This is a genomic window from Halomonas sp. EF61, from assembly GCF_040147045.1.
In the GTDB taxonomy this organism is placed as follows: domain Bacteria; phylum Pseudomonadota; class Gammaproteobacteria; order Pseudomonadales; family Halomonadaceae; genus Halomonas; species Halomonas litopenaei.
In genome coordinates this window covers 256,675-274,780 of the sequence record NZ_JAMSHM010000004.1, presented here as the reverse complement: position 1 = coordinate 274,780, position 18,106 = coordinate 256,675, and the positions used below count along the sequence as shown (strand labels likewise).

The 18,106-nt window shown below is 65.3% G+C and carries 14 protein-coding genes; 5 read left to right on the top strand and 9 right to left on the bottom strand.

Going from position 1 to position 18,106, the window contains the following annotated elements; all coding sequences use genetic code 11:
- Window positions 1-10 precede the first annotated feature (10 nt).
- Both NFI08_RS20850 and NFI08_RS20845 read left to right on the top strand, forming a co-directional pair.
- Window positions 11-1,573, top strand: a complete 1,563-nt coding sequence (locus tag NFI08_RS20850) for a BCCT family transporter (RefSeq protein ID WP_108133289.1) — start codon at window positions 11-13, stop codon at window positions 1,571-1,573.
- Window positions 1,574-1,633: 60 nt separating this feature from the next.
- Complete coding sequence (locus NFI08_RS20845; RefSeq protein WP_349591400.1) at window positions 1,634-4,144, top strand: CoA transferase; 2,511 nt, start codon at window positions 1,634-1,636, stop codon at window positions 4,142-4,144.
- A 213-nt stretch (window positions 4,145-4,357) separates the two neighbouring features.
- Here NFI08_RS20845 and uxuA read toward each other — a convergent pair whose 3' ends face one another.
- From uxuA to NFI08_RS20810, 7 genes are all read right to left on the bottom strand, one after another.
- The gene (gene uxuA / locus NFI08_RS20840) at window positions 4,358-5,533 is read right to left on the bottom strand and encodes a mannonate dehydratase (RefSeq protein WP_349591399.1); all 1,176 of its coding nucleotides are present in this window, start codon (window positions 5,531-5,533) and stop codon (window positions 4,358-4,360) included.
- A gap of 25 nt (window positions 5,534-5,558) precedes the next feature.
- Entirely contained in the window at window positions 5,559-5,933 is a 375-nt protein-coding gene (locus tag NFI08_RS20835; protein ID WP_349591398.1) for a hypothetical protein, read from the bottom strand.
- An 87-nt stretch (window positions 5,934-6,020) separates the two neighbouring features.
- Window positions 6,021-6,734, bottom strand: a complete 714-nt coding sequence (locus tag NFI08_RS20830; RefSeq protein ID WP_045991829.1) for a GntR family transcriptional regulator — start codon at window positions 6,732-6,734, stop codon at window positions 6,021-6,023.
- A 450-nt stretch (window positions 6,735-7,184) separates the two neighbouring features.
- The gene (locus NFI08_RS20825) at window positions 7,185-8,768 is read right to left on the bottom strand and encodes a hypothetical protein (protein ID WP_349591397.1); all 1,584 of its coding nucleotides are present in this window, start codon (window positions 8,766-8,768) and stop codon (window positions 7,185-7,187) included.
- A 324-nt stretch (window positions 8,769-9,092) separates the two neighbouring features.
- Complete coding sequence (locus NFI08_RS20820; protein ID WP_108133297.1) at window positions 9,093-9,674, bottom strand: manganese efflux pump MntP; 582 nt, start codon at window positions 9,672-9,674, stop codon at window positions 9,093-9,095.
- 377 nt (window positions 9,675-10,051) lie between these two features.
- Window positions 10,052-10,276, bottom strand: coding sequence for a hypothetical protein (locus NFI08_RS20815; RefSeq protein ID WP_349591396.1), 225 nt, complete (start codon window positions 10,274-10,276; stop codon window positions 10,052-10,054).
- 207 nt (window positions 10,277-10,483) lie between these two features.
- Window positions 10,484-11,365, bottom strand: a complete 882-nt coding sequence (locus NFI08_RS20810; RefSeq protein WP_045991825.1) for a LysR substrate-binding domain-containing protein — start codon at window positions 11,363-11,365, stop codon at window positions 10,484-10,486.
- A 105-nt stretch (window positions 11,366-11,470) separates the two neighbouring features.
- On the opposite strand from NFI08_RS20810, the gene NFI08_RS20805 reads away from it, so the two are divergent.
- From NFI08_RS20805 to NFI08_RS20795, 3 genes are all read left to right on the top strand, one after another.
- Entirely contained in the window at window positions 11,471-12,349 is an 879-nt protein-coding gene (locus tag NFI08_RS20805; protein WP_045991824.1) for a HalD/BesD family halogenase, read from the top strand.
- Between the two features lie 85 nt (window positions 12,350-12,434).
- Entirely contained in the window at window positions 12,435-13,718 is a 1,284-nt protein-coding gene (locus tag NFI08_RS20800; protein WP_045991823.1) for a M24 family metallopeptidase, read from the top strand.
- Between the two features lie 93 nt (window positions 13,719-13,811).
- The gene (locus NFI08_RS20795; protein WP_253028897.1) at window positions 13,812-15,302 is read left to right on the top strand and encodes a CoA-acylating methylmalonate-semialdehyde dehydrogenase; all 1,491 of its coding nucleotides are present in this window, start codon (window positions 13,812-13,814) and stop codon (window positions 15,300-15,302) included.
- A 138-nt stretch (window positions 15,303-15,440) separates the two neighbouring features.
- Here NFI08_RS20795 and NFI08_RS20790 read toward each other — a convergent pair whose 3' ends face one another.
- Window positions 15,441-16,511, bottom strand: coding sequence for a T6SS phospholipase effector Tle1-like catalytic domain-containing protein (locus NFI08_RS20790; RefSeq protein WP_349591395.1), 1,071 nt, complete (start codon window positions 16,509-16,511; stop codon window positions 15,441-15,443).
- A 202-nt stretch (window positions 16,512-16,713) separates the two neighbouring features.
- Window positions 16,714-17,943 (bottom strand): amino acid deaminase, encoded by a 1,230-nt coding sequence (locus tag NFI08_RS20785; protein WP_349591394.1) that lies wholly within the window; start codon window positions 17,941-17,943, stop codon window positions 16,714-16,716.
- Between the last annotated feature and the right edge of the window lie 163 nt (window positions 17,944-18,106).

Below are 18,106 nucleotides of genomic sequence, written 5' to 3'. Positions count from 1 at the left end.
GGTATCCCTGATGAACGCGCCAGAGTCCCATTCCGATCGGCTCGACCTGCGGGTCTTCGTGCCCGCCGTGCTGGTCATCGCAGGCCTGATCCTGCCCATCATCGTGTTCCCGGAGTCGGGGGCCGCACTGGTCAATGCGGCCTTTGCCTTTGCCACCGGGCGATTCGGCTGGCTGTATCTGCTCGCCGGCATCGCCGTGGTGGTCTTTCTGGTGGGTCTGGCCATCAGTCGCTACGGCAACGTGCGGCTCGGCGGCCCCGATGACAAGCCGGAGTTTTCCTACTTCAGCTGGGTGGCGATGATCTTTGCCGGTGGTATCGGCATCGCCATCGTCAACTGGGCCTGGGTCGAACCCATCTACTACTTTACCGGCCCTCCGTTCGGCGTCGAACCAAGCTCACAGGAAGCGGCCGAGTGGGCCTTGACCTACGGCCAGTTCCACTGGGGCTTCACGCCCTGGGCCTTCTATTGCCTGCCGGCCATCCCGATCGCCTACTCCATGTTCGTCCACAACCGCCCGGGCGTCAGGCTGTCCGTGGCCGCCCGCGGGGTGCTGGGGCGTCATGCCGACGGCTGGTGGGGCGCGCTTCTCGATGCGGTGGTGGTCTTCGGCATCGTCGGTGGCGTCGGTACCTCGCTGGGGCTGGCGGTGCCGCTGGTATCGCAGCTGCTGAGCGGCCTGCTCGGGGTGTCACCGTCGTTCATGCTGGATATCGCGGTGCTGCTGATCTGGACCGCCATCTTCTCCGCCAGCGTCTGGTTCGGCCTGGCAAAGGGCATCAAGATCCTGTCGGACATCAACGTGCTGCTGGCGGGGGTACTGCTGGTCTTCACCCTGGTGGTGGGCGACACCCTGTTCATGGTGGAAGGCTGGGTCAACAGCCTCGGCAAGATGGTCTCCAACTTCGTGCCCATGAGCATGTGGACCGACCCGGTGGGGGACTCCAGCTTCTGGCGCGACTGGACGGTGTTCTACTGGGCCTGGTGGATCGCCTACGCCCCGATGATGGGCCTGTTCGTCGCCCGCATCTCGCGCGGTCGCACCATCCGTGAGTTGATCATCGCCGAAATGGTGTTCGGTTCCCTGGGCTGCTGGGTGTTCTTCGCGGTGTGGGGCGGCTATGCGCTGGACCTGCAGATCTCCGGCACCCTGGACGTGGCAGCCATTCTTTCGGCCGAAGGCATCCCCGCCGCGGTCGAGGCGATCCTCGGCACCCTGCCGATGTCCGGCGTGATTACCACCCTGTTCGTGCTGCTGTGCTTCATCTTCCTGGCGACGACCCTGGACAGCTCCGCCTACGTGCTGGCGTCGGTGACCTCGCGCAAGTTGTCTGGCTATCAGGAACCGCAGCGCAAGATCCGCCTGATCTGGGCATTTTTGATCGCCGGCGTCGGGGTAGCGTTGATCCAGCTTGGCGGGCTCAAGCCGGTGCAGACCTCCACCATCGTGGTGGCGCTGCCGATGATTCCCGTGCTGGCGATCCTGGCATGGTCACTGGTGCGCTGGCTGCGCCAGGACTTCGCCAAGAAGGTCCTTGAACCCCACCTGGTCATCGAAGACGGCAAACACTGACGTCACCGAGGAGGCTTCGGCCTCCTCCCGTTGCCACCCTTGCTTTACAGGAAGACCCCGATGTCACCGAATCCTCATTCCCAACTGCCGCTCAAGGACGTCAAGGTCATCGACTTCGGTCAGTACATGGCCGGCCCTGCGGTGGCGATGATCCTCGCCGACCTGGGCGCCACGGTCATTCACGTGGACCCGCCCACGGGGCCCATGTGGGAGTCACCGGCCAACGCCACCTTGCAGCGCAACAAGCTGATCGTGACGATCGACCTCAAGACCGAAGAGGGCCTCGAACAGGCGCTGGCGCTGATCGAGGAGGCCGATATCGTGATCGAAAGCTTCCGGCCCGGCGTCATGCAGCGCCTGGGCATCGACTTCAGCGCGCTGCGCGAAGAGCGTCCGGAGCTGATCACCCTGTCGATGCCGGGCTTTGCCTCCAACGACGAGCTGCGCCGAGACTGGCGGGCCTTCGAGAGCGTCATCGCCGCCCACTCGGGGGTGTTTACCGACATGGGGCTCAACCGGGTGCTGATGGGCATCAATCCGTCGTTCTCGCCGCTGCCGCTGGGCTCGGCCTACGGCACCATGCTGGCGGCCACCGCCGTCACCCTGGCGCTGCAGGCGCGTGAGCGTACCGGCCTCGGCGACGAGATCGAAGTGCCCATCGCCTGCGCCCTGATGGAAGGCCTCTGCTACAACTCGATCAAGATCGAGGGCCTGCCGGAGCGCTACAAGACCCAGCGCGAAAAGGAGATCGAGCGTCGCCGCATCGAAGGCGCGCCGATGAACCTGGACTACGACGAACTGCAGGAGCTGCTCGATCCCTTCTATCGCAGCTACAAGTGCAAGGACGGGCGCATGTTCTACGTGGTCTGCCCGAGTCACAAGGAGCACGCCAAGCGTTGCCTCAAGGTGCTCGGTCTGTACGACGAGCTGGTGGAGGAAGGGCTGGTGGAAGAGCCCGACACCTATGCGCCCACCAGCCAGTGGCAGAGTGACGTGTCGCTTGGCGTCTACCCGCTGCCCAAGCGTTGGGCGGATCATATCGCCGCGCGCATGAAGGAGGTTTTCCTGACCCGCACCTCCAAGGAGTGGGAGAAGATCTTCGGCCGTGGCAAGTTTCCCGGCGCGCCGCAGCGCTGGCTGCAGGAGTGGATCCACGACGACCACGCCGAGACCGCCGGGCTGATGATCGAAGTGGACGATCCCGAATTCGGCCTGATGACCCAGCCCGGCCCGATGGTCTGGCTGCACGACAGCGGCCACGAGATGCTCACCCCGACGCCGCGCCGCTGGGTGTCGTTCGACCAGGCGCTGGCGGTGCTGCATCGCATCGAGACCAAGCTGCCCCGGGTTCGTGCGCGCAACGCCAAGGACGGTTGGCTCGAAGGCGTCAAGGTGCTGGACCTGTGCAACGTCATCGCCGGTCCCCACTCGGTGGCCTTTTTGGCACGCTTCGGCGCCGACATCATCAAGGTGGACCCCGCCAAGCCGTTCTACGACTGCTGGAACACGGCCATCTTCGGCTTGTCGCATATGCGCTCCAAGCGCTCCCTGTTGACCGATATCCAGGTGCCACGGGGGCGTGAAATCCTCGACGAGCTGATCCGCCAGAGCGACGTGGTGGTGTGGAATGCCACCGACAGGCAGGTGGAGCGGATGGGGCTGACCGAGGCGGAAATGCAGCGCATCAATCCCGAGGCGATCTTCTGCCAGCTCGACTGCTTCAGCGGGGTGAAGCCGGGCCCTAGGACCAACTACCTGGGCTACGACGACCTGGTGCAGGCCACCACCGGCATCATGCTGCGCTTCGGGGGCAGCATGGACACGCCAGAAGAGCACGCCCACGTGGGCACCATCGACGTGATGTGCGGCTTCGGTGCCTCTCTTGGTGTCGCCACCGCCCTGTACCAGAAGCTGCGTACCCGCCGGGTCAGCCGGGTCAAGACCTCGCTGTCGGCGCTCAGCGGCCTGGCCCAGATGCCGTTCTGCTACGACTACGAGCGTCGCGGTCTGTTCGACGAGCCCTCGGGCCGTGAACTCAACGGCTACGACGATCTGTCGCGCTTCTATTTCACCGCCGATGGGGTGGTGCTGATCAGCGCCTACGAGCGGGACCTGCACAAGTTCGCCCAGGTGCCGGGGATCGAAGGGGTGGTCGATGTTCCGCCGGAGGAGCGGGCGGCCTATCTGGCCCCTCGCTTTATCAATGCGGTGGCCACCGACTGGGTGGAACGGCTGCAGAAGGCAGGCATCGCCGCGGCGGTGTGCGAGAACATCGAGGCCCTGCGCTCCTACAACTCGCGGCGCTGGGACAACACCCCGGGCATCGATCGTGGCAGCTACTCCTTCACCGTCTACGACGAGCACCCCAGCGGTCACGTCATCACGCAGCTTGATCCGTACGCCATCCGTCCCAAGCGAGGTCGCATCTATCCGCTGGCGCCGTCGGAGAAGTACGGCAGCTCGAGCCGTCAGGTGCTCGAAGAGCTGGGGCACAGCCCCGAGGAGATCGATCGGTTGATCGCCGAAGGCGTCGTGTCGGAGAGCTGGAGCGAGGAGTATCTGCCGACCTAGGGGTGCTCTGCGCAGGGTTTGGCGCTGAGCCGACCAGGCGGGATGAAGGTGTTCTGAGTCGACCAGGCGGGCTGAAGGTGTCCTGAGCCGACCAGGTGGGGAATGTGCCTCCCCGCCTGGTCGTTTTCGTTGTGAAGGGCCACTCCCGCTGCGCTGGACCACTCCCGCTGCGACGGGCGTCGCCAGCGCAGCGGCTGGTAGAACGCCAGGGCGTCAGGTGAGCTGGCGTACCGCAGCCTCGACGCCACGCAGCTCGGCCAGACCGCGCAGCCTGCCGTACAGCGGGTAGCCCGGAGCGGTGGCGCGGTGATGATCGTCGAGAATGTGGTGGCCGTGGTCGGGACGCAACGGTAAGCGTCGGCCGCCTTCGCGCTCGCGACGGCGTTCCTCGGCGACCAGCGCGCTGATGACCGCGACCATGTCGACGTCACCGTCCAGGTGCGGCGCCTCGTGGAAGGAGCGAGGGTCGGGGGACTCGCGCCGGGTCGAGCGCAGATGCACGAAGTGGATGCTGGGACCAAAGCGCTGAACCATGGCGGCCAGGTCATTGGCGGCGAGCACGCCGTAGGACCCGGTGCACAGCGTCAGGCCATTTGCCGGGCTGTCGACGGCCTCCAGGATCCACTCGGCGTCCGCCGTCGTCGAGACCACCCGGGGCAGGCCGAGCAGCGGCCGGGGCGGGTCATCGGGGTGGATCGCCATCTTGATGCCGAGTTCTTCGGCGACCGGGATGACCGCTTTCAGAAAGTAGCCGAGGTGCTCGCGCAGCCGCTCGGCGTCGATCTCGGCGTATCCGGCCAGTACCTCGCGAAAGCGCTCCAGGGTGTAGTGCTCTTCGGCGCCGGGCAGGCCGGCGATCAGGGTGTCGACCAGTGACTGGCGGGCTTCGGCGTCCAGGCTATCGAGGTAGGTCCTGGCTTCGGTCTTCTCGTCGTCGCTGTACTCGTCCTCGGCGCCTGGTCTGGCGAGCAGATACAGGTCGAAGGCGGCGAAGGCTGTCTGGTCAAAGCGCAGCGCCAGGGCGCCGTCCGGCATCGCCCAGCGCAGGTCGGTGCGGGTCCAGTCGAGCACCGGCATGAAGTTGTAGCACACGGTATCGATGCCGCAGGCCGCCAGGTTGCGTAGGGTGTCGCAGTAGCGGGTGATCAGGGCGTTGCGCTCCGGCAGTCCTTTCTTGATCGCCTCGTGTACCGGCACGCTTTCCACCACCGACCATTCGAGGCCAGCGTCCTCGATCATCTGCTTGCGCTCGGCGATGGCCTGCCGGGACCAGACCTCATCGTTGGGCACCTCGTGCAGCGCGGTGACGATGCCGGTCGCGCCGGTCTGGCGAATCTCCTCGAGTCGGATCGGGTCCTTGGGGCCGAACCAGCGCCAGGTGTGTTGCATGGAAATCTCCTTTTCTCGGGTCCGGCTAGAGGGTGCTCAGTGACGCCGCAAGCCCGGTATTGATCAGTCGGCGGTAGCCATCGGTGACAGCATCGGCAAACCCCTGCTGCGCCGCCAGGGCCGCAGGGACGATGTCTTGCTGTGCCAGAAAGGCCGCCACCAGCGCTTCAGGGTCATCGCCGTGACGTTCATGCAGCTCGATGAAGCGCGATGCCAGCGGGTCGCTCACCTCATGTGGCTGGCCGTCGAGCGAGACGCCGGAGGTGTAGCGTACCCAGGCGGCCAGCCCCAGTGCGGTGCAGTCGACCTGGTCGCTGGTCCAGTCTGCCAGTTCGCTCGCTGTGCGCGGGGCGATGAAGGTGATCGATGGCCTTGCAGGTGCGTTTGCCGTTGTGCTCAATATTGTCACAGGGCGGAACGGTGATGGCCGCAGGGCAGGGGGCGGGTGGCCCTTGCCCATGAGAGACGTCTGCCGGTTAGATAACTATCAGCCGTTGGTGTCCTCGAAGATCGACGAAAAGCGCTGCACCATCTGGGGCAGGGAGATCAGGATCTCGCTTTGATGCACCAGCATGGCTTGGCGGGCCTTGTCTTCGTCTCTCTGTTCGATGGCATCGACAATGTCGGCGTGCTGCTGGACCAGCTTTTCGAAGGGCGTGGTGTCAGGCACGCTGAGGTAGCGCACCCGGTCTAGCTGTGCCTTGACCTCTTCGATGACGCGCCAGGCGGTCTCGTGTCCGGCGCCAAGGGCGAGCACGCGGTGGAAGTCCTCGTCGAGGATGAAGAACTGGTCATACTGGCCGCTGCTGGCGCAGCGAATCTGGCGTTCGATCAGATCCCGCAGCTCGTAGATCACCTTGTCGGCGAGCCCTTGCCTGGCGGCGGAGGCGCTGACGGCGGTTTCGACCGCCTCCCTGACGAAGCGCGCTTCGCGCACCGACTTCTGCGAGATGCCCACGACATAGGTGCCGCGTTGTGGGCGAACGTCGACCAGGCCTGCCTCGGACAGGCGAATAAAGGCTTCGCGCACCGGCTGGCGGCTGACCGAGAAGGCGTCGGAAATCTCTTTCTCGGACAGTGCCTGGCCGGGGGCGAACTGCATCCGGATGATGGCGAGTCTAAGCACGCGGTAGAGCCGCTGACGCACCGATCCTCCGGCGGCATCCTGTTCCCAGAGTTCAGCGATTGCGGGGGTCAGCATGGGGGCACCTACCTTTCGTTGAGCTTTTTAGCTCTTGTACTGTTGAGCCTTTGAGTTCCGGCCTGGTATTGCTTGTATGGTAGTCATGCTAGCATGGCTAGTAGGTGCTGTCCGGCCTGGGCGTGTAGCACTTTGGTCTCGCCTCGCCACCATCATCGTCACCCCGGGGGGCGCCATGCCGCACTCCGCCAACTTCGCTGCACCGGATGACTGTGTGTTGCGCAAGGACGATCATCGACGCCGGCTCGGCGGACATCTATCACGCCTTTCAGGCGACCCAGCTGCCGCTGGCGCCGACGCAGGCCAGCGCTCTGGCCCATTCGCCTTGGGGAGATTTGGCATAGGCAGCACGGCAATAGGCAGCGCCTCAATAGCCGGGGTCGTCCTGGTGGAGAGGGTGACCCTTGCACGCCGGCGGCGCTGTGACAATGCTGGAAGGGCAACGGCATCTCAGGGCATATGGTCAGCGCGGGAGCCGGCGTGGCCGTCGACAGTGGGGTGGCCGGGACTGCGGTCGGCGTCTGTGCCGGCGGTGGGCGAGTCGGCTGGTGTGTCGCCTGCGAGCGGGCCTTCGCGCCCGGGTACCGGCACCACCATCATCCAGTCGAGCCCGGCGGCGATCGGCGCAAGGCGCATGCCGTCGCCCAGTGCGACCACGGCGTCTCCCAGTTCGCTTAACGGGCGACTGGACATCGGCGCCTGCACCACGGCGTCCGCCAGGCGGTTGACGCCGTCCTGCTGGGCGCTGGTGACGGGGTCAAGCGTGCCTCCCAGGCGATCGGCCAGCGTCTCGATGCGGGTATCGGCCTGCGCCAGCCCCTCGACCAGGGTGTCGGCCAGGGGCAGCAGCCGGTTGCCGGTCCTGTCGAGGCCCTGATCGACGCGCCCAAGGGTCGTGACACCACTGTCCAGGCTGTCCGCGAGCACCAGACCCTGCAAACGCCCGGACAGGTCCTGGCCGGCATCGACCAGCCGTCCGACCTCCTCAAGGGTGGTGCGAGTGTCGCCTACCAGCGATGACAGATTGGCCGACATGTCGCCCAGTTGCTGGGCCGGGGCCAGGGCGAGTGTCACCCGGTCGTCGAGCATGTCGCCGGGACGCGTGACCATGACGCCGAACTCACCGGTCAGGCCCACTGCCTCGGTGGCCAGCATCTGACTCAGGCTGCCTCGGCCCAGGTCCGTCGCTGCCGTGAGCGTGCTGCGCTCATCGTTTCCGATACTCTCGACCAGTCCGACGACGGCCTGCTCATCCAGCCGGGGGATGCCGCTGTGGCTGATCCCGCCATGGCGCAGCGCCGTGCGCGCCGCCACCCCTTGCAGGCTGGTCTCATCACGCCTGCCGCCCAGCACCTGACCGGCCAGGGCGACCCACTGGCCGGCACGACTGAGCCCGCTGGCGGAGGCGTCGACCAGGGCGTTGCCGGTGGTGGCGCTGACGTCTGACAGCGCATCGCCTCCGGCGACGATCAGGTCCGCCGCCAGGCTTGGCCACAGCAAGGAGTCGGAGGTGATCAGGATCGGTTCCAGGCCGAGCTGGATGGCGTTAGCCACTCGGGTGGTCAGTGACTGCTCAAGATCACCCCATGGCTCCTCGAGATCGAGTTCCTGCTGGCCGATGCCCAGCGTGCTGGACAGGCGACGTCGATAGCGATCCAGTGACAGCACCCGCTGCAGCCGGTCATCGAAGCGATGCAGTAACGGCAGAGCAGCGACGCTGTCGAGCACACCCTCAACCGCTTCCAGAGATCCCCCCAATGGTCCCTCAAGGTAGGCCCCGGTGCTTGCCAGGGCGGACTCGGTAGCGCTGGCCCATCCATCGGCACCGACAGCGCGGGCCACGGCGGTTCCCTGAGTCGTGAGCTGGTTGGCGGTCATCCGTCCGATCCCCCCGGCCACCAGCTCGGCGGAACGGGAGGCGCTGGGCAGCGCCGGGCTGGCCGAAAGGTGCTGTCGGTCGCCGGAAATCTGATCACGTTGGACGATCTGTACCGACGACTGGAAGCCGTGACCCGGAAGGGGGGCTGACGTCATCTCGGTGGCTGGTCTGGTGGCTGTTCTGGTGGCGGACGCTGCTGGCGAGAGAGGGGAGTGCTCAGCGCAGCCGGTCAGCAGAACGGCCAGAACGGTTACCGCTATCCATCGTGGCAATCGAGCCGCCTGTGCGCTGGGCTTGAGGATCATGAGGTGTCCAGCCGTCTGATACCGGCAATAGTGCACCAGACTATCGACAAAACGGGCGAGATCGTGGACGAACTTTGCTATAGCAGGCGTGTTGCCGGCATGGATGAGCGCTAGGAGCGAGTCATTGGCAGTTAACCTGCCCGGGATCGCGACAGGGTCGACCGGGCAAGAGGATCAGGCGAGCAGGTGGTGATACAGGGTGGTGGCGCCGATGGCGATCAATACCAGCCCCCCGATGATCTCGGCACGCGGCCCCACCGTCTTGCCGAGCCGGCGTCCCAGCAGCATCCCCAGGGTCGCCATCAGGGTGGTGGCGCCACCGATCGCCAGTGCCGTCACCCAGATGTTGGCGTTCATGAACGCCAGACCTACGCCCACCGCCATGGCGTCCAGGCTGGTGGTGATCGCGGTGGCGATGATCAGCCACCAGCGGGTGCGATCGCTGGTCGTGCCGCAATCGCAGCTGGCGCAGTCCTTGGGGGCGGGAGCGAGGCCACTGTGGATCATCTTGCCGCCGAGGGCGAGCAGCAGGAAGAAGATGATCCAGTGATCCCAGTGGGCAATGGTGTCATAGGCGCTGGTGCCGAGCAGCCAGCCGATGATCGGCGTCGTGGCTTCCACCAGACCAAACAGCAGGCCGGTCTGCAGGGCCACCACGAAACGCAGCCGACGCACGCAGGCACCCTTGCTGACCGAGGCCGCAAAGGCATCGGAAGACAGCGAGAAGGCGAGCAGCAGGGTCGAGGTGGGCGTCATGAAGGTGCGAATCCGGCGGTTGCCTGTTGAAAATACGTGATGTCGCTGAAAGAGCCTCGTGCCCAGCGTCACGACCGATATTCCGGGCATTGGCTATGGACACGATAGCGAATTTGCATGGCGATATTAGCGCGCAGGCTGACAGATGCAACTCTTTACCTAGGCTGCAAGTTTAAGCCAAAACAAAGACATATAGCCGTGACTATACCTTATGGCAGCGGCAAGAAAAGGAGAGGCCAGAGGCGCACTATTGCCCGCTGGCGGGTAATCCCGAGGCGCGACAAAGCGGCAAGGTCGTCGAGGCCCTTTCCCCGATAAACGAGCAAGAAGATGCATTGGCAGCGGCAAGAATGTTGGTTCTCGGGAAGAGAAGACGGTCAGGATTTCAAGGCGTCTTCCAGCATCTTTACGATGACGAGGCCGGCCTTGGCGGGCAGGCTGTCGCCGGCATAGTGGCGAATGGCTGCGACCTCTTCGCGAAGCTTTAGATGCCGAGCTCTGAGGTGTTCGAGTTCCTGTTCAAGGAGCTCCATTCCATTCATTCCAACCGATGCAAACTGGGAAGCCCGAGGTTCGAGGGAGTCGTCAAATGGCGTGGTCACTGTCATCTCCGGACCAGGAAAAGGGCACCGCCGGGCAGGCGAGACCATCGGAGAATCCTGGTTATTGAAGTGTGGCGTATCTCTCCTTGTGGCGATATAGGGATCAGGGGGTAGTTCGCCTGTAATGACGAGGTAATCAAACCATTAATCCGTCACGATCATGATATTGCGACTCAGGCATTCGACCGACACGCGGTCGAGCCAGGCTCAGGCCTGGTCCTGAAACTCGGGCACGGCGACTGCGTCGTTGTGGGTGACGACCTCCTCGAGCTGTTGGCAGAAGGTGTTGAAGGCGTCGCTCGCATGTCCGGGGCGCCGGTGCATCTCGATTTCCACCTGGCCGAGCGCCGGCAGGCCCTGCTCCTCGCCGAGAATCCGACAGCCCGCCGGTACGCTGCGGGGTGTCTTGACGGTGATCGCGAGCCCCGCCTGGACCGGCAGGTTGATGCCGGTGGGGGACTGGCTCGAGTAACGCAGTTCCCAGGCGCGTTCCTGACGCCCCAGGGCGGCGAGGGCGTGGGCGCGAAAGATGCAGCCTTCGGGATTCAGTGCCAGGGGCAGTCGGCTGCCACGGGTAGGATCGGCATCTTCTGCCGCGACCCACACCATGGGTTCCCAGCCGAGCAACTGGCCCGATTGCGTCGGTCCGTGGCGGATCGACAGGACCACGTCGAGCAGGCCCTGCTGGAAGCTGTCCACCAGGTCGGCACTGATGCCACAGATGACCTCGATGCGGGTATGCGGATAGGCCTCGGCGAACCGGGGCAGCAGTTCCGGCAGGTAGGCGCTGGCCTGTTCCTCGGAGGTGCCGATACGAATCTTCTCGCCGTGCTGGCGGTCGCCGAGTGCCGCCCTGGCCTCGTCCTCCAGCGTCAGCATGTGTCGCGCATAGGGCAGCAGCCGTTCACCGTCGGACGTCAGCAGCACGCTGCGGCTGGTGCGCTCGAACAGCGACTTGTGCATCTGGTCCTCCAGTCGCTTGATCTGCAGGCTGACGGCGGACTGGGTCCGGTGCAGCACGCGGCCGGCGGCGCTGAAGCCCTGGCACTCGGCCACGGTGACGAAGGCGCGGAGCAGGTCGGTATCCATAATCGATGAGCCTTTGAAATAAGTGATATCTCAACCATTCATTTCTATTATGAAGAGGCGCTCTCTATCCTGTCCAACATCACTTGAGACAGGCAGGAGTTCCTCATGCAGGCCACCGATGCGCCCACCACTTCCTCGCTGGACGGTCTGATCGACCTTGAGCACTACCCGATTCATGACCTGGACGGCGAGTCCGGACGGGCGCTGATCCAGCGCTGTCACGAACAGCTGGCCGACGATGGCTGTGTGGTACTCAAGAACTTTGTCCCCGAGGAGGCGTTGGCGCGGCTGGAGCGCGAGACCGAGCGGCTGTCGCCCGAGGCGCACTACAACCAGACCGAGACCAACCCCTACAACAATGCCGGCGATCCCGAGCGCCCGGCCCGCCATCCGCTCAATCGCTTCGACGATCGCACCAACGGCTTTGTCGCCGGTGATCGCATCGGCGAAGACACCATCATTCGCCAGGTCTACCAGCACCCGGACTTCCAGCGCTTTATCGCCACTGTCGTGGGCATGGAAGAGATTCATCAATACGCCGACCCATTGGCGGACCTGGTGGTCAACGTGCTGAGAGAGGGCTGCCAGCATCCTTGGCACTACGACACCAACGAGTTCATCGTCACCATGATGACCCGCCAGTCCCACGGCGGTGGCCGGTTCGAGTATGCCCCGGGCATCCGCAGCCCCGAGGGTGAGAACTTCGACGAGGTCGAGCAGGTGCTGGACGGCGATCGTTCGCGGCTCAAGGCGCTGGACCTTCAACCGGGTGACCTGCAGGTATTCTTCGGCCGCTATTCGCTGCACCGGGTGACGCCGGTGGAAGGCGAGAAGGAGCGTCACACCGTGATCTTCGCCTACGCCAAGGAACCCGGCTTCATCGGTCGCCCCGAGCGTGCCCAGCGCATCTTCGGACGCATGGCGCCGATTCACGAGACCCTGTTGAAGGAAGGCATGAATCGCAGCGATTCCCTGGCCGACTGAGCCTGACACACCACATCGGGGCCGAGCGTGAAGATGCTCGGCCCGAACATCTTGTGACCCTCGCGACTGCGAACAGGACCCTGACATGAGCATCGTCGATTTCGACAACCTGACCGACAACGAGCCGGACCATATTCCGGTCGTGCCCTCTGCGCCGATGGCCAACGGCGACAGCATCCCCACCGCCTTCGATCCCAGGCAGCTGCGCGCCGGGCGCCTGGCGCGGCTGCGCGCGACGATGGCGGAGCAAGGCTACGCCGCCATGGTGCTGTTCGACCCCAACAACCAGCGCTATGCCACCGGTTCGCGCAACATGTTCGGCTACTTCCTGCGCAACTCGACCCGCTACATCTATGTGCCCCTGGAAGGGCCGGTGATCCTGTTCGAGTACCCGGGCAGCGCCCACGTCTCTACCTGGCTCGAGACCATCGATGAATCGCGCACCTCCAAGGTGGTGTGGTCCGCCGTCAACCAGCGCGACAACCTCTCTTCGGACCCCTTCGGTGTGGAGATCGCCGAGCTGATCGAAGAGCACGGACGCGGCAACCGCAAGATCGGGCTGGATCGCTGTGCGCTCAACCTGGCGCGCTCACTCGAGGCCCAGGGCCTCGAGGTCTTCGACTGCATGCAGGACACGCTGCACTGCCGGCGCATCAAGACCCCCGAGGAGATCGCCTGTCTGGCCCAGTCCATGGCCGGCAGCGAGGCCGCGGTGGCCGAGGTCGAGGCGGCGATCAAGCCGGGCATCACCGAGAACGAGCTGTTCGCGATCATGTACGGCAACGTCATCCGCCAGGGCGGAGAGTTCATCGAGACCCGTCTGCTGTCGTCCGGCCCGCGCACCAACCCCTGGTTCAATGAGGCCAGTGACCGGGTCATTCGTCCGGGCGAGCTGGTGGCGCTGGACACCGATACCATCGGTTGTCACGGCTACTATTCGGACTTCTCGCGGACCTTCCACGTCGGCCCCAATCGCCCAAGCGCCTACCAGAAGGAGCTGTATCGCATGGCCTACGACCAGGTGCACCACAACATGGGCATCTTGAAGCCGGGCATGAGCTATCGCGAGATCGCCGAGCAGGCCTGGAAGATCCCCGAGCGCTTCCTCGACCGTCGCTATCCCTCCATCATCCACGGCGTCGGCATGCACGGTGAAACCCCGCTGGTCGCCCACCATATGGACTTCGATCGCTTCTCCAAGGATGGCGTTCTCGAACCCGGCATGGTGGTGTCCGTGGAGAGCTACATCGGTGAGGTGGGTGCCGCCGACGGGGTCAAGCTGGAAGAAGAAGTGCTGATCACCGACAGCGGTGTGGAAAAGCTGTCCCGCTATCCCTTCGACGAGGCGCTGCTCGACCGCCAGTTCTGAGCCGCATCATCTGCGTACCATGCTGCGCCGGGCCCCACGCGAGATGGCCGCCCGGCGCTGACGCCTTTTCAGCAAGTCATATCGAGAGTTTTGATGAAAGACGTGAATCATTGGATCGGCGGTGAGTCACAGCCGTCGCAGCGCCATCTGGATGTCATCAACCCGGCCACCGCCGAGCCGGTCGGTCGTGTCGCCCTGGGGGACGCTGCTACCGTCGAGAGTGCCATCGAGGCGGCCCGCCGCGCCCAGCCGGCCTGGCGCGACACGCCGCCGGCCAAGCGCGCCCAGGTGATGTACCGCTTCAAGGCGCTGCTCGAGCGTGACGCCGACGAGATCTGCGCGCTGGTCAGCGAAGAGCACGGCAAGGTGCTTGAAGACGCCATGGGCGAACTCAAGCGCGGTATCGAGAACGTCGAGTACGCCTGCGGCGTGCCGGAGCTGCTCAAGGGGGAGTATTCCCACAACGCCGGGCCGGCCATCGACACCTGGTCCAATCATCAGCCGCTGGGCATCGTGGCCGGGATCACGCCGTTCAACTTCCCGGCCATGGTGCCGCTGTGGATGTATCCGATGGCGCTGGCCTGCGGCAACGCCTTTATCCTCAAGCCCTCCGAGCAGGTGCCGTCGGCGGCGCTCAAGATGGCCGAGCTGCTCACCGAAGCCGGTCTGCCCGACGGCCTGTTCAGCGTGGTCCACGGCGACCGTGAGGTGGTCGAGGCGCTGATCGATGCGCCGGATGTGAAGGCGGTGTCCTTCGTCGGCTCGACCCCGGTGGCCAAGGCGATCTACCAGCGTGGCGCCGAGAATGGCAAGCGCGTCCAGGCGCTCGGTGGCGCCAAGAACCACGCCGTGGTACTGCCCGATGCCGATCTGGACAACGCCGCCAGCACCCTGATCGGGGCCGCCTACGGCAGTGCCGGTGAGCGCTGCATGGCGATCAGCGTGGCGGTGTGTGTCGGCGATGACACCGCCGATGCCCTGGTGAAACGGCTTTCGCAGGAGGCTCGGGAACTCAAGATCGGTGCCGGCACCGAGCGCGGCCTGGATATGGGTGCGCTGGTCAACGCCGGGCACCGCGACAAGGTGGCGGGCTATCTCCAGCAGGGCGTCGACGCCGGGGCCGAGCTGGTGGTGGATGGGCGCGAGCATCCGCTGGTCGAGTCGTCACCGGGCTACTTCCTGGGCGCGAGCCTGCTCGACCGGGTCACGCCCGAGATGAGCGTCTATCGCGACGAGATCTTTGGGCCGGTGCTGTGCGTCGTGCGTGTCGCCAGCTACGATGAGGCCATTGCGCTGATCAACGCCCACCAGTACGGCAACGGCACCTGCGTGTTCACCCGGGATGGCGAGGCCGCGCGTCGCTTCGCCGACGCCATCGAGGTCGGCATGGTCGGCATCAACGTACCGCTGCCGGTGCCGGTGGCCTTCCACAGCTTCGGCGGCTGGAAGGAGTCGCTGTTCGGCGATCTGCATGCCTATGGCCCCGACGCCGTGCGCTTCTACACCCGGCGCAAGGCCATCTCCCAGCGCTGGCCGAGGAGCCAGGACAGGGAAAGCGCGCAGTTCAACTTCCCCTCGAACTAGCGCGCTCTCGAGGCCTGGCTCGTCCTGCAAGCGCAGCGCCGGCCTCTGACCCCCGACGAGGGAGAGCGACTCAGGCCACCGACAACGCCCACTCCTTGCGAGTGGGCGTTGTCGTATCCGTGGCAGGCGCTCGCGCCCTCACTCGGGGGCTGTCGGTGTCGAGGTGGATGGCGGCGTCGCCGCAAGACGCGGGTGGATAGGGTTGGCGGGGCGATAGCCGGGCAGGGCAAGACGACGGGTGGCGACGCTCGGGTGCAGCGTCTCGTTGCCGAAGGAGGCAAAGCCGATGCGCCGCAGATAGCGCCGGGGCGAGATCAGTCGATAGAGGCGCGAAAGAAACCTCTGGTAGGAGTCGACGATGTCGTCCTCGCGCGGTGGTGAACCAAGCAAGGGGCGACTGTCAGGCAGCAGCGGCAGCCCCTGATCGCAGGCGCGGCCCATCATCCAGTCCAGGCTGACGTCCGACAGCACGCGGTCCCGGTAGCCTCCGCCGACGTTGGAGTGGGCGCCGGGAAACCATACCTGCTCGAGGGTGGAGGTGGTGGTCTGCGGCGACCACAGGGTGGGGGCGAAGGCCTTGCGGTGCTCGTCGATCGCCAGCGCCTGGTAGGCGTGGCGCACCAGCGGGCTCAGGCGGGTGTCATGGAACTCGAATCGGCGGCGGTTGAAGGCGGCAAAGCTCCTGAGTGGAATCCCCAGGCTGCCCACGGTGTCCCACACACCGATCATGTGGATCTCCGGCACCCAGGCGTAGCGCGAGGCGAAGCGTCGAGCCTCGGCGGATTGCGGGCCACGCCTTCGATCGCGGTAAAGCGCGTAGGCGCGTCCCGCCAACTGCCGGTGTTCGGGGTGCAGCAGTCCGCTGGTGTGAAGCATCCCGCTCAGGCTGCGCGCGGTGTAGGCGCCTCGGCTGAAGCCGAACAGGAACAGCCGGTCGTCCGGGCGCAACAGTTCGACAAGCTCCACGTACGCCTCGACCAGAATTTCCGATAGCCCGAGTCCGGTGGCGCCTGCCACCAGGCGGTCGTACCAGTGCAGGTCACTGCCGACGCCATGGTAGTAGCGCTTGACGGAGCCGCCCTCGGCCATGGGATTGTCGGCCACCGCCTGGTAGAGCCGGCTGACGTTGGTGTTGGTGTCACCGTCTTCCAGGTCCATGTCCGGCACCTGCCAGGTGCCATCGAAGAACAGCGCGACATTCTTGGCCATAGGCTTCCCTTGCTGTCAGCCCTCTTGATCCGAGCGATGCCCGGTGGTCGCTGTCAGTGTATGTCGGGGGCGTGGCCAGAAAATTGAGCGCAGAGGCGAAGGGCGTCGATCGGTCGTGCCGTCAGCGCTGCGGCAAAGATTGCAGGAGCGGGGCGGGTGGATGGTTTCCGCCCGCCCCTTGGTCGTTCGCTTGTCAGAGTGTCTAGAAGCGCGTCGCACAGGTATCGACGACCCGGAGCGCGTCATCGACCAGATGGAGCTGGCGCCACTTGTCGAAGGTCATGCAGGGATGTGAGGCGCCGAAGGCCAGGACGTCACCGATGCGCACGTCGCGGGCGCTGTCGGGTAGCTGGATAAAGGTGTGCTGGTCCATCTGCTTGACGACTTGCCAGCCTTCCACCGACAGACGCTCGCTGGCCTGTCCGCCTTCGCGATAGCGCCTGAGCACCTCGGGCGCCAGGTCGAAGCCGATATCGCGCTTGCCCAGTGCCACGATGGCCAGCCCCGGCTCGGGCAGCGACTGCACCTGGGCGAACACCTCCAGCGCCGGCTCAAGCCCCTGGTGCAGGTCCTGGCGCCGGGACAGCACGCCGGCCTGGGCCTCGCGGTAGATGCCGTGGTCGTGGACCACGTAGCAGCCCGGGCGCAGCACCGGGGTGAAGCGGCCTTCGAGTCCACCGTCGCGGAATTCTTCTGCGATCAGGTCGTACCAGGCCGAACCCGAGGCCGTGACGATAGGCTTGTCGCGATCGACCAGCCCTTCGGCGGCCAGTCGCTTGACGCCGTCGACCAGGCGCTGGGCGTAGCGACGGATACCGGCCACCGGATCGTCGCCATGGACCACACCCTCATACCCCTCCAGACCTGCCAGGGCTATGCCGGGCAGGGTAGCTGCCCGGCGGGCCAGCGCCATTACCTCGTCATCATCGCGAAGTCCGCACCTTCCCCCTTCGACGCCTACCTCGATCAGGATATTCAGGGAGATGCCGGCCGCCCCGAAAAAGGCGCCTAATTGGTCCAGGTTCTCGGCGCTGTCGACGGTGACATAGAGCTCGGCGCCGCCACGGATCAGGTCTGCGGCGATGGCCATGTTGGCCTGACCGACCATCTGGTTGGCCACCAGTAGTCGCTGGGCGCCCTCGGCGAAGGCGGCGCGGCACTGGGGCAGGGTGGCCAGGGTGATGCCCCAGGCGCCGGCCTCGAGCTGCCGCCGGAACAGCGCCGGGGTCATGGTGGTCTTGCCGTGGGGCGCAAGCTCGGCGCCGTGGCGGCGGGCGAAGTCCTGCATCCATGCCAGATTGTGGGCGAGCGGCGCCTGGTGGATCACCGCCGCCGGCAGGCTGACGTCGGCCAGCAGCCGGTCGCCGGTTTCCAGGGTGCCCTTGTGGCAGCCCTTGGCATCGAAGGAGGAGGAAGAGGGGGAGTGGGCCATGGAAGTTCTCCTGAAGGCGGAACGCGGCTCATGTTACGCCGCGCCGGACGATTGGCAATGTTCGAAGATTGATCTGACTACGACCATTGTCGGAAATTTTCAAAAAACTGTGGATGGTTGTTAGAAACTAACATAGCGTAAGGATACCGCAGATGACGAGGGC